Source organism: Ferruginibacter yonginensis, from assembly GCF_042651465.1.
In the GTDB taxonomy this organism is placed as follows: domain Bacteria; phylum Bacteroidota; class Bacteroidia; order Chitinophagales; family Chitinophagaceae; genus Ferruginibacter; species Ferruginibacter yonginensis.
This window is the reverse complement of record NZ_JBHSCZ010000001.1, coordinates 1338878-1351977: the sequence shown is the minus strand read 5'-3', so window position 1 is coordinate 1351977 and position 13100 is coordinate 1338878. Positions and strand designations below refer to the sequence as shown.

At 33.6% G+C, this 13100-nt stretch carries 10 protein-coding genes and 2 tRNA genes; 8 read left to right on the top strand and 4 right to left on the bottom strand.

What is annotated here, in order from left to right; translation table 11 throughout:
• Positions 1–10: 10 nt before the first annotated feature.
• Positions 11–1000 carry a zinc metalloprotease gene (locus ACFOWM_RS05910; RefSeq protein ID WP_379707774.1) on the bottom strand — a complete coding sequence of 330 codons (990 nt, stop codon included), beginning with the start codon at positions 998–1000 and terminating at the stop codon, positions 11–13.
• A 242-nt stretch (positions 1001–1242) separates the two neighbouring features.
• Here ACFOWM_RS05910 and ACFOWM_RS05905 point away from each other — a divergent pair, with 242 nt between their 5' ends.
• The 8 genes from ACFOWM_RS05905 to ACFOWM_RS05870 all read left to right on the top strand — a co-directional run bounded on the left by ACFOWM_RS05905 (position 1243) and on the right by ACFOWM_RS05870 (position 11975).
• Positions 1243–1968 carry an ABC transporter permease subunit gene (locus tag ACFOWM_RS05905; protein ID WP_379707772.1) on the top strand — a complete coding sequence of 242 codons (726 nt, stop codon included), beginning with the start codon at positions 1243–1245 and terminating at the stop codon, positions 1966–1968.
• Positions 1969–1970: 2 nt separating this feature from the next.
• Positions 1971–3683, top strand: coding sequence for a gliding motility-associated ABC transporter substrate-binding protein GldG (gene gldG / locus ACFOWM_RS05900; protein ID WP_379707770.1), 1713 nt, complete (start codon positions 1971–1973; stop codon positions 3681–3683).
• Positions 3683–4672 carry a TerC/Alx family metal homeostasis membrane protein gene (locus ACFOWM_RS05895; protein WP_379707768.1) on the top strand — a complete coding sequence of 330 codons (990 nt, stop codon included), beginning with the start codon at positions 3683–3685 and terminating at the stop codon, positions 4670–4672. Before gldG ends, ACFOWM_RS05895 begins: the two co-directional genes overlap by 1 nt.
• A 17-nt stretch (positions 4673–4689) precedes the next feature.
• A complete protein-coding gene (locus ACFOWM_RS05890) occupies positions 4690–7179 on the top strand; it encodes a bifunctional UDP-N-acetylmuramoyl-tripeptide:D-alanyl-D-alanine ligase/alanine racemase (RefSeq protein WP_379707766.1) in 2490 nt (829 codons plus the stop codon).
• A 68-nt stretch (positions 7180–7247) separates the two neighbouring features.
• Entirely contained in the window at positions 7248–7946 is a 699-nt protein-coding gene (locus ACFOWM_RS05885) for a lipoprotein signal peptidase (protein WP_379707764.1), read from the top strand.
• Between the two features lie 22 nt (positions 7947–7968).
• Positions 7969–9486 (top strand): hypothetical protein, encoded by a 1518-nt coding sequence (locus ACFOWM_RS05880; RefSeq protein WP_379707762.1) that lies wholly within the window; start codon positions 7969–7971, stop codon positions 9484–9486.
• Positions 9487–9785: 299 nt separating this feature from the next.
• On the top strand, positions 9786–10529 hold the full coding sequence (locus ACFOWM_RS05875; RefSeq protein ID WP_379707760.1) for a hypothetical protein: 744 nt from the start codon (positions 9786–9788) through the stop codon (positions 10527–10529).
• Between the two features lie 108 nt (positions 10530–10637).
• Positions 10638–11975 carry a tail fiber domain-containing protein gene (locus tag ACFOWM_RS05870; protein WP_379707758.1) on the top strand — a complete coding sequence of 446 codons (1338 nt, stop codon included), beginning with the start codon at positions 10638–10640 and terminating at the stop codon, positions 11973–11975.
• A gap of 312 nt (positions 11976–12287) precedes the next feature.
• Here ACFOWM_RS05870 and ACFOWM_RS05865 read toward each other — a convergent pair.
• The 3 genes from ACFOWM_RS05865 to panD form a co-directional block, all read right to left on the bottom strand.
• A tRNA-Pro gene (locus tag ACFOWM_RS05865) sits at positions 12288–12362 on the bottom strand.
• A gap of 36 nt (positions 12363–12398) precedes the next feature.
• A tRNA-Ser gene (locus tag ACFOWM_RS05860) sits at positions 12399–12487 on the bottom strand.
• A gap of 91 nt (positions 12488–12578) precedes the next feature.
• Entirely contained in the window at positions 12579–12923 is a 345-nt protein-coding gene (panD, locus tag ACFOWM_RS05855) for an aspartate 1-decarboxylase (protein ID WP_379707756.1), read from the bottom strand.
• Positions 12924–13100: the final 177 nt, after the last annotated feature.

Below are 13100 nucleotides of genomic sequence, written 5' to 3'. Positions count from 1 at the left end.
TTAGATATAATTATGGTTGAGCAAAACCTGTTCTACCACCGCCTGTTGCAAATGTTGCTTTCATTCTAGCTTTTTGGCCTGCGCTAAACATATACATACATAAGTCATCAGTATAATCCATATAGTTCATCGTCATCATTACAGGTGTACCACTACATGTGCTTCTTACACCAGCAGCAGGGCAACCATAGTTTGCACCCGTATGTAAAGGCGTATCACTTACTAAATCATTACCGCATTGAGCATCACCCCAAATATGACGTAAGTTTAACCAGTGGCCAACTTCATGTGTAGCGGTACGACCTTTATTATATGGTGCGCCTGTTGTGGTAACACCAAAAGCGTTGTTATCCATAACAACACCATCAGTTGCGCTGCTACCGCCAGGGAATTGAGCATAGCCTAAAATACCACCACTTAAATTACAGCACCACATATTTAATTTAGTAGTAGGGCTAGTAGGGTTTAAACCGCCTCCTGATGTTTTTTTCATAGCATCGTTGGTAGTCCAACTTGTTTTATTGGTAGCTTTTCTTATTACTTGGTCTAATACAAAACGAATTCCTACATCACCTGCTTTAACACCTTGAAAAATAGTTGGCACATTTGCAGCATCAGGGTTGGTACCACTATAATCAGCATTCAAAACATCAATTTGTGATTGTATTTGTGCCAATGAAATATTTTCAGCTGCTGTACGGTATAAAACGTTTACAACAACTGGTATTTCAATAATACCATTTGCTAATAATCTAAATTGTTCAGGGTTTTGTTGAAATCTTAAACTTGCTTCTTCAATGGCTTGCATTCTGCTTGCTAAAGTTGGGTCAGCTTTTAATTGAGCTTCTAACACATCTTGAGAGGCACAATGTCTTGCGGTAATGGGTGCTTCGTTTGCAGCCAATCCATTGGTAACATCTGTTGTTTCATCAATAGATGATTTTGTACAACCTACTGTGAACAATGCACAGTAGCAAATCAGTCCTACTAGTTTTTTCATTTTAATTTGATTTTAGTTTTAATAATCTGGATATGAATTTATTGATTTCTTTAACTAATTGTTAAATTTTCGATAATTATTATTGCAACATTGTTGCTTTTTTTAAAGTTTAAATTCACATAATTATGTTCGTCAAATAGTAGTAGTTTGAAAGACGGTGTTCATTTTTCGGTAAATAAAGTACTGTTATTTTATTAGCAATCGTTTCAGTTGATAAATCTTAAATTGCACATATTTTATTAATGATGTATAGTATTTGCAAAAAAGAATTTAATAGGTTTTTCAGTAGCCTAACAGGCTATATTGCTTTGGTATTATTTTTATTAGTGTGTGGGGTATTTTTATTTTTATTGCCAGAAAGTAGCCTTTTAGATAATAATTATGCCACACTTGATCGCTTTTTTGAATTAGCACCATGGGTGTTTATATTTATTGTTCCTGCCATTACTATGCACAGTTTTGCAGATGAATTTAAAGTGGGCACTTTTGAAATTTTAAAAACAAAGCCATTAACAGCTTGGCAAATAGTATGGGGTAAATATGCTGGTGTTTTATTAGTGTTATTGATATTATTAACACCCACTATTTTATACAGTATTACCATTAAAGCATTGAGTGCTCAAGGTGTTATTGATACAGGCGGCATCATCGGTAGTTATATTGGGCTATATTTATTGGCAGCTGTTTTTGCAGCTATTAGTATTTGTTGTAGTGCCTTTACAAACAATGCAGTAGTATCGTTTTTAATAAGTGGATTTACATGTTTAATACTATATATTGGGTTTAATGCTATAAGCAAAATACCAGTATTTACAGGCTATTTAGACTATTATATTCAAATGTTAGGTATAGATTTTCATTACAAAAGTATTAGTAGAGGTGTAGTGGATACAAGAGATATCATCTATTTTGTATCGGTTATATTGGCGTCACTTTTTATTACTGTTAAAACGATTAGCAAAAAATAAGCATGTTCAAGAAAATTATTCAATCTAAATTTTGGTGGGCAATTGTAATCGTTTTAATGCTTCTGTTAAATTATGTGGCCGCATTATTTCATACCCGTATTGATTTAACCAGCGAAAAGCGGTTTACTTTAAGTGCGGCAACCAAAAAACTATTACGTAAGCCAATAGAAGGTAATATATCAATAGATGTATTTTTAAAAGGTACTTCCAATGCAGGTTTTAAACAATTAGGAAATGCTAGTAATGATATATTGCAAGAGTTTAAAGAAGTAGCTGGTAATAAAATACAATTTAATTTTTTAGATCCTGCTGATGTTGTGCCTTCAACTGAAGTTACTTATGCAGATACCTTAACAGCGTTGGGGTTACTGCCTATAAACCTAACAAGCCAAGTAAAAGAGGGGCAACAGCAACAATATGTATTTCCTTTTGCATTGGTACATTATCAAGATAAAACTTTTCCTGTTGAATTGTATAAGGGCAAAACACCCATCATCAACTTTGCTGAACTGAGCAGTGCCGAAGCTTTGTTAGAGTATAAATTTGCTGAAGCTATTAGTAAAATAACACAAACACAAAAACCAATAATTGGTTATGCTGTTGGTAATGGAGAAGCTGATTTGGGTAGGTTAAATACCTACGATTTAGTAGAAAATGTATTGAAACCCGATTATCAATTATTTACATTCGATTTAAATTCTCCAAAGTTTATTCCAACCGCAATACAAGCTTTGGTTATTGTAAAACCAACCATCGGTTTTTCTGATGAAGCAAAGTTAAAGCTTGATCAATATGTTATGAATGGTGGTAAGTTATTGGTGTTTGTTGATCGGCTGAATGCTGAGTTAGATAGTCTTCAATCAAAAAAAGGACAGGTTACCGCTTTTGATAGAGATTTAAAATTAAATGATTTGTTTTTTAATTATGGTGCAAGAGTAAATGCTGATTTGTTGATGGATTTACAATGCGATTTTTTACCTTTCGATGTTAGCGGTAATGGTCAATTTGAATTGCTACCTTGGAATTATTTTCCTGTAATTGATAGCAAATCAAACCATCCAATAAACAAGGGTATTGGTTATGTTGCAGCAAAATTTGCCAATACTATTGATACAGTTGAAGCAGAGGGTATTAAAAAAACCATTTTATTAAGCTCATCTGCAAATGCCCGTACCATTGGCTCCCCAGCTATAATTAGTGTAACCGAAAATGTAAATGCACCTGATGATGCTAAGTTTAAAAAAGCGAACCTGCCTATTGCAGTGTTGTTAGAAGGTAAATTTAAATCGATGTTTGCCAATAGGTTATCAACTGCAATGAGCGATACTTTGGCAAAATATAACATTGGTTTTATGCCACAGTCGTTAACGGAGGGTAAAATTATCATAGTGGCAGATGGTGATATGGTTTTAAACGCTGTAGTAAAGGGTAACCCAATACCAATGGGAATGAATGTGTATACATTTGATACACAAAGAGAGTTTCCTTTCGCTAACAAGGCTTTTTTACAAAACGCATTAAACTATTTGGTGGGCGACGATGGTTTATCTGAAGCAAAAGCAAAAGATTACACTGTAAAATTATTAGATACAAAAAAAACAGCCGATCAAAAACTATTTTGGCAAACCATCAATATCGTAATACCAATTGTTACGGTAATGCTTTTCGCCCTAATTTTTCAGTGGTTGCGTAAAAGAAAATACACTCTTTCATAATGGATAAACAACAAATAATATACTTGGTTTTTGGTGTGGTGGTTATATTGGCACTTGTTTTTGATTTGGGTTTACTCAGTAAAAAAAATCAAAAAATTTCTTTAAAAACAGCCATTATTCAAACCTTATTTTGGGTGGCTTTGTCATTTGCATTTTGTGCTTTTATTTGGTGGGAAAATGCTGAGGGTAATGGTAAAAAAGATGCAATCTCTTACATATCAGCTTACTTGTTAGAATGGTCGTTGTCTATTGATAATATCTTCGTTTTTATCATCATCTTTTCATTTTTTAAGGTTAAAGAAGTTAACTATTCGAGGGTATTACTTTTGGGTATACTTATGGCCATAGTTTTTAGAATATTATTTATTGCATTAGGTAGTGAGTTGGTGGCAAGGTTCGGGTGGATCATGTATTTGTTTGGCATCTTTCTCATATTTACCGGTATTAAAATGTTTGCAAGCGATGAAGATGATGAATTTGATCCTCAAAAAAACTGGGCCTACATCTTCCTTAAAAAATTAATGCGAACAACTACTGATGAAGCGAACGGACAATTCATGATTAAAAAAGATGGTAAAACATATTTCACCACACTTGCAATGGTAGTGGTAATGTTAGGTTTAATTGACATTGTTTTTGCTGTAGATTCTATACCAGCCGTTTTTTCAGTAATACCTGATCCTTCAAAAAAAATGTTGATTTATTCATCCAATATTTTTGCAGTGCTTGGTTTACGTAGTTTGTTTTTTTTATTGAGAGGCGCTGCAAGCAAGTTCGATTATTTGCAAGAAGGTATTGCCATTGTGTTACTTTTTATTGGTGTAAAAATGTTGCTACCCATGTTAAGTTATGCAGGAGTGCCAGCGCATTATTTGCACTTACCAGAGTGGGCCTCATTAGCCGTTATTGTAGTTTGTATTAGCGGAAGCATTGTATACTCAATGTATCACAAAAAAGCTGGTACGCCAGATGATGTAATAGATTCATAATAAAAATTAAATTTTAAGTGGCTATCACTTTTTCAAAAATTACAAATGTTATTACAAATACATCATTTCATCAAGTAAATGATGTACTCGTTGATTATTTATTAACCGATAGCAGAAAATTATTAATACCATCATCTACCATTTTTTTTGCTTTAGAAGGTAATAACAGGCAAGGCATTTCTTTTGTAACAACTTTATATCATAAAGGTGTACGTTGTTTTGTAGTGCCTCAAAATATAAATAGCCATTTTTTTGATGATTTGCCCCAAGCAAATTTTGTAATAGTTAATAATGTGTTGCATGCCCTTCAGCAACTGGTAACGCATCATCGTAACCAATTTAACATACCAGTGATAGGTATAACAGGTAGCAACGGTAAAACAATTGTAAAAGAGTGGTTATACCAATTACTACATTATCAATACAAAATTGTACGAAGTCCTAAAAGTTATAACTCACAAATTGGCGTACCATTAAGTGTTTGGAAAATGAATGCTGCTGATGAGTTAGCTATTTTTGAATCAGGTATTTCACAACCTAACGAAATGGCATTGCTGCAGCCTATAATTAATCCAAGTATCGGTATTGTAACCTCAATGGGTAGCGCCCATAACGAGGGGTTTACATCAATGCAACAAAAAATAAATGAGAAATTATTATTATTTACACAAGCCAAATTTTTGGTATATAACATTGATGATGTTTTGTTGCATGATGAAGTAAATAAGTTTAAAGAGGAAAAAAATAAAGATTTAAAAACCATTACTTGGGGTGTAAATGAAAATGCTACCATAAAACTTATTAATACTGAAAAGAAAAATGACGTAACCTCTATTGAGTTAACATATTATAATAACAACGTAAACTTTATTATTCCTTTTACTGATAATGCTTCTGTTGCAAATGCCATTTCATGTTTTTGTGTATTGGTTATTTTAAAGGTAGATGCTGCTTCAGTGGCACCTTTGATGGAGCAACTTAGGCCCATAGAAATGCGTTTGCAACTTAAAAAAGGGTTACACAATTGTTCTATTATAAACGATAGTTACAGTGCAGATATTGAATCATTTGCTATTTCGCTTGATTTTTTAGCTCAACAAAATCAACAAGCAAAACATACTGTTATTTTAAGTGATTTATTACAAACAGGGGTTGAAGCATCATTATTGTACCAACAAATTGCATCGATTCTTCAAAACAAACATCTCTATAGGTTTATTGGTATTGGTACTCAAATAAGTGAAAATGCTTCATTTTTTAAGCAAATTGATCACATTCATTTTTATGCAACAACCAATGATTTTATTTCAAATTATCAAGAGCTGCAATTACAAAACGAAGTAATATTATTAAAAGGTGCTAGAAAATTTCAGTTTGAAAGAATTAGCTCCTTGCTAGAAGAAAAAGTACACGAAACCCAACTAGAAATTAATTTAAATAGTATTCGACATAATTTAAACGTATACAGAAAATTGCAGGCGCCTGGTGTAAAAACGATGGTGATGGTAAAGGCATTTAGTTACGGTACAGGTGGTTTTGAAATTGCAAATGTATTACAACATGCCGGTGTTGATTATTTAGCGGTAGCATACGCAGATGAAGCTATTGAGCTTCGCAATGCTAGTATTCAATTACCTATCATGATTATGAATACTGAAGTAGCTGGTTTTTCTAAAATTGTACAATACCATCTTGAGCCAGAAATTTATTCTATTAATATTTTACAAAAGTTCATCGCTTTTTTAAATGAAAAACAAATAAAGCATTACCCAATTTTTATTAAGTTAGATACGGGTATGCATCGCTTGGGTTTCGATGAATCTGATATTCCAACACTTTGTAATATTTTAAAGAAAACAAATTCAGTTAAAGTAGTTTCAGCATTTTCTCATTTAGTAGCAAGCGATGCAGCTCAGCATGATGATTTTACTGCACATCAAGCAACATTATTCTTAAAAATGGCAGCTTTATTGGAGCAAGCACTTGGGTACACTTTTATTAAACACATTGCTAATTCTTCGGCTATTTATAGGCATCCTACGCTACAATATGATATGGTGCGACTTGGTATTGGTTTATACGGAGTTGATGCAACACCATTTATACAACAACAATTAGCGCCTGTTGCAACATTAAAAACAACCATCTCTCAAATTAAATGGGTAAAGCCTGGTGAAAGTGTTGGCTACAATCGCAACGCTATGGTGCAGCAAAATACAAAAGTGGCAACCGTACGTATAGGTTATGCTGATGGATACCCTCGTTTATTAGGAAATGGTAACGGAAAAATGTTGGTCAATGATATGTTGGCGCCAGTTATTGGCAATATCTGTATGGATATGACTATGTTAGATATCACTGGTATAGATGCTAATGAAGGTGATGAAATTATTGTATTTGGTGAGCAACCTACAGTAAACAATATGGCTACATGGGCAACCACAATACCTTATGAAATACTTACCAATATTTCTCAAAGGGTTAAAAGGGTTTATTTTGAAGATTAATAGGTGCTTAATATTATAAACATCTTAAAAAAACTCAAAGCTAATTTCTATATTTGCGCTACTTCTATATGAAAAAAATACATATTGTAATAATCGTTCTGTTTGTATTGCTTGTTGATCAGGCATTAAAAATTTATATTAAAACTAATTTTACTATTGGAACATCCCAGCCAGTTGCAGGTAACTGGTTTCAATTGTATTTTGTAGAAAACCCTGGCATGGCTTACGGATGGAAGTTTGGAGGTAATTGGGGTAAAATGGCATTAACCTTATTTAGATTGATAGCTGTAGGCTTTGGTACTTGGTACTTAGGTTCAATTTTAAAAAAAAGACACCACAAAGGCTTTGTTATTTGTGCAACATTAATTTATGCAGGGGCAATTGGTAATTTAATTGACAGCTGTTTTTATGGAATTATTTTTGATAAAGGAATGTTATATAACAGCGAAATAAATGATTATATCAATTATAGTGGTTTAGCTGAGTTTTCAAAAAATGGTTATAGCAGTTTCTTGCATGGTAACGTGGTGGATATGTTGTATTTTCCTCTAATACACGGTACTTTTCCAAATTGGGTGCCTTATTGGGGAGGACAACAATTTGAGTTTTTTAGGCCAATTTTTAACATTGCAGATGCAGCTATAAGTATTGGTATTATTAGTATATTCATATTTCAAAAAAGGTTTTTTAAGCAACATAATAATCAAAATGAGCATCATACAGTTGAAACAACATCTTTAACTGACGATCAATCACAGGTTTCATAAAAACAATAATAAAAACGCACAAATGAAATATCTACGTTTTCTTGTCCTTTTCTTAAGTGCCACAATGGTATTTACTGCATGTCAAAAAGAATTGAGTTTAGAGCTTGGTCTAGCAACAGGTTCTTTAAAGTCAGACACAAATGGTGACTGTTTACCAGTACTAATTAATGGTACCTATCAAAAAGATACTTTACTTAATGCAACCAACTATGTTGATGTACAAGTTAATATAGTTAATACAGGTGCTTATGTAATAAAAACCGATACCATCAATGGTTATTCATTCAGTGCTTCAGGCTCAGTTGCTGTTGCTGGCTTAAACACTATTCGACTATTAGGTTCAGGTAGACCAGTAGCGCCATCTTTAGATGTTTTTACAGTAAAGTTTGATACAAGTTCATGCCAAATAAATGTAATCGTTACTGGTACAGGTGGCGGTTCTACAACAGCGGTATATACACTTGTTGGTACACCAACCACCTGTACAGGTGCAACGCAGTCCAATAATTTTTATGCTACTATTCAGACTACCCCAGCTAATTTTGTTGATGTAAAAGTGGATGTTACAACTGCGGGAACTTACACTATTACATCTTCTACGGTTAATGGAGTTTCTTTTTCATCAACAGGGAATTTGTCAGTTGGAACCAATCAAACGATTCGATTGCTTGCTAGTGGCACACCGACTGCGGCAGGTCCTTTTCAATATGCTTTAAATACAACAACCCCGGCAAGTAATTGTGGGTTTTCTTTAACTGTACAAGCAGCACCTACACCAGCTACTTATAGTTTCGATTGTTCTACACCACAGTTTTTTGGAACGTATCAAGCGGGTTCTTCCACAGCAGGTGATTCTGTTATAATTAGCATAACATCTACCGCAGGAGGTTCCTATTCTATTTCGTCAAACACTCAGAATAACGTTACATTTTCAGGTAGTGGGGTCCTAGCAGCTTCTCCTACGCCACAAAATGTTACTTTGTATGCTTCTGCCGGTCCTGCTAGTGCAGCGGGAACTTTTACATATACCATAACAGGTACGGGTGGTACAGGAACGTGCAGTTTGAATCAGACTTATTCTTCTGCACCATCTACAAATGGTACATTAAGTTTTAATATTGGCTCTGTAACCAAAACATTTAATTTTATTAACAGTGCAGATACCTCAGTTGTGGCAGCTCCTCCACCATTACCTCCTGGAAACTTTTTTCTACTATCAATTAATGGTGATGCAGCAGCAGGTTCTCAAGAATCGTTTTATATAGATATTGCCAAACAAGCACCATATTTTATCAATGGATCCACATATAATGTGAATCAATTTGCACAATTCATACTACTTGATGTGGCTTATACAGATAATACAGGTATTGATTATACAGCTACTACTGATGGCTCTATTCAAACAATGCCATTTAGTGTTACGATAAATACAATTACAGCAACCAATGTAACAGGTACATTTACAGGTGCTGTAAAAAATACGGCAGGGGCTACCCTGCAAATTACAAATGGGGCTTTTAATTTACCACTACAATAATAATACTCATTTCCTTTTATAAAGCGGCTACATTTTGTAGCCGCTTTTTTTAAAAAATTAGTTGAGTTAAAAAATTATTATATATTTTTTTTTAATATTTCAACAAATTATTTGATTTATATCTATTAAAAAAAACTTATTAATCTAAACTCTTATTTTATATCAAAATTAATTTAACCGTTTTTCATTTATTTAAAACAACCCAGTTAAAATCATTTCTACAACTTTTTATTGTTTTATCAATAATGTTAAGTAAAGGCTATTAGCAAAATATATCTTACAATTCAAATTCTATACCAGTGAATGGAGGAAATGCAAATATTGCTATTGGTATTTTACCTTTAAGTTCTAACATTTCTGGATATGGTAACGTAGGTATTGGTTTATATACTTTAAAACAAAATACTTCAGGTTCTTACAATGTTGGTATAGGAGAAAGGACTCTAGAATATAATAAAACAGGGCTAGTTAATATTGAAATTGGTTCGAGTGCATTGTCTGGAAACATTTCAGGTAATTTCAATGTAGGTATTGGTTCCGGAAGTATCTCATTTAACACAGTTGGTGAAGCCAATACAGGTATTGGGAATGGCTCATTAAATTATACCACTGGTTCTAATAATACCGCAGTTGGTATGAATAGTCTAATATTTAATAGGGGAGGAAAAAATAACACAGCGATAGGATATTTTGCAAATGTTGTATCTGATGCACTTACCAACGCCACAGCAATAGGTAGTAACGCAATTGTGAATGCAAGTAATTCAATTCAATTAGGCGATGCTAATGTAACTACAGTCTATGCAGGTACGGGAACAAATACCAAAGTTATTTCCGGAGGATTGCAGATAACCGGAGGTATACTAACCGCAGGAAATGTATTAACGTCAGATGGTTTCGGTAATGCTATATGGCAAACACCTATTGGCGGCGGCAGTAGTCTAGGCTGGGCTTTAACAGGTAATGCGGGAACTATTGATGGCACAAATTTTATTGGTACTACTGATAATAAGGCTTTGAATTTTAGAGTAAATAATTTATAAGCGGGTCGATTCGATCCATTAACAGCAAATACTTTTTATGGTCAAGAATCTGGTATCAATAACGACAACGTATTTGGAAGATACAATACTGCCAATGGCTTCTCGGCAATGCAATATAATAAAACTGGTGAAGGAAATGTTGCCGTTGGTTTTATGGCTCTTAATGCAAACACTACAGGAGGGGGAAATACTGCCATAGGTTATGCTGTTCTTTTATCAAACACAGGAGATGGGAATACAGGGCTAGGTTCTAATGCTTTATCTTTGAATACTAGTGGAAGTTATAACATAGGCATTGGATCTGCAGCACTATCAAATAATAGGTCAGGGAATGATAACATAGCGTTGGGCAATACCGCACTAGGTTTTAACAGTACTGGTAAACAAAATATTGCGGTTGGGTCGCAAACTCTACAGAATAATAACATAGGAAATTTAAATACTGGTATAGGTTTTCGCTCACTTCTGAAAAATTCAGATGGTGAGGATAATGTAGGATGTGGCTCGATGTCTTTGATTACAAATACTGTTGGTAATCTTAATGCAGCTTTTGGTTTTTATGCTAATGTGTCAACTGCAAATTTAAATAATGCCTCAGCTATTGGAGCTTCAGCAATTGTAAATATTTCCAACAAAATTCGTCTAGGAGATGCTAATGTAACACTCGTGGAAGGCCCAATGTATATAACCACCTCTGACGGACGTTTTAAATCGAATATTAATTCATTCGATGTCAAAGGGTTAGAATTTATTAACCAACTTCGCCCTGTAGTGTACAATTTTGATTCAAAAAAATACCAAGAATTTCTAACTCAAAATATGCCAGATAGTATTCGTGCTTTTTACTTGAATAAAGACTTTGAAAAATCTACAAAAATTCGCCAAAGTGGTTTTATAGCACAAGAGGTTGAAAAAGCTGCTAATGCTGTAGGCTATGATTTTAGTGGAATTCATAAACCTGAAACGAAAGAAGATAATTATGGGCTTGCCTACTCACAATTTGTAGTACCTCTTGTAAAATCGGTGCAAGAATTAAGTGCTCAAAACGAATCTTTAAAACAAAATATCGATGAGCAAAAAGAAATAAACAAATCTTTAAGAAAAGATTTGGATGAGTTGCGTGAATTAGTTTCTTCTCTAAAAAATAAAAATATGGAAGGCTCAATATACATAACACAAGATGGAAGGGAAGCAAAACTTTATCAAAATACACCTAACCCTTTTAACAATACAACCACTATACGTTATAGTGTACCTATTTCAAAAAAAGCAATTATCATTATAACTACTTTAGATGGAAGAAAACTAAAATCATTTGAATTGAATAATAAAAGTGGAGAAAAAATTGAGATTACTGGAGGACAGCTAAGTGCAGGATCTTACATATACACCTTATTTGTAGATGGAATTTTGATTGATTCTAAAAAGATGATTCTTACCAAATAAAGGCCCTAATATAAAATTACCTGCACATAATTTATGTTGCCGTTTTTTAGTTAAAGAATAATATATAGAGGCTGCCTTTTCAGATTGAGTCAGCCTCTTTTCATTAAGGTCTATATTGATAAATGGAAGTAATTTAAGCTAATGTCCGTGCTAACTTTTAATAATGAGGCTTCTTCTTTTTATTTAAAGAATAATTAAAAGTCTGTTGAAATTTCTAAATACAAAGTTTAAATTTGACACATTCCTGATTAAAAAATCTGAATTAGATTACAGGGCACAAAAAAACCTTCAAAATAAATTGAAGGTTTTTAGTCGGGATGGCAAGATTCGAACTTGCGACCTCCTGGTCCCAAACCAGGCGCGATAACCGGGCTACGCTACATCCCGAACTTATTGTTGTCGTAGCTACTTCCTTAAGATTTGCGGAGAGAGTGGGATTCGAACCCACGGTACAGTGTAACCCGTACGACGATTTAGCAAACCGTTCCTTTCGGCCTCTCAGGCATCTCTCCTTTGATTAAGGGCTGCAAAAATACAAACCTATTTTGTAATAATCAAATGATTTTAAATATTTTTTAAACTTTTTTAAAAAATATAGCCAACCTACAAAGTATTGCCATCTTTTGGAAATACAACAACCGGTTTATAAGCCTTAGCTGCTTCAAAATCCATGAGTGCGTATGATATGATGATGACCACATCGCCTTCGGCACCTTTACGGGCAGCAGGGCCATTTAAACACACAACACCACTACCTCTTTTACCTTTTATTAAGTATGTTTCAATGCGTTCGCCATTGTTTACATTAACCACTTGTATTTTCTCATGCTCAATCATATTGGCTGCATCCATTAAATCTTCATCTAACGTTAAGCTGCCTACATAATTTAAGTTGGCCTCAGTAATGACAGCCCTGTGCACTTTTGATTTTAAAATCTGTATTTGCATTTAAAAAATTTTCGCAAAGGTCATTAATATTTTAATAGTTATCATTTTAAAAAGATGTTTTTTTAAACACATCATTTTATAGGGTGTTTAGCACAAGGCTTAGGTTTTATAAAATTTTTTGTTTTGGATATGTTTGTAGCTGTTGTTATATTTGCCATCCTTTTCAAAGGAAGAGAT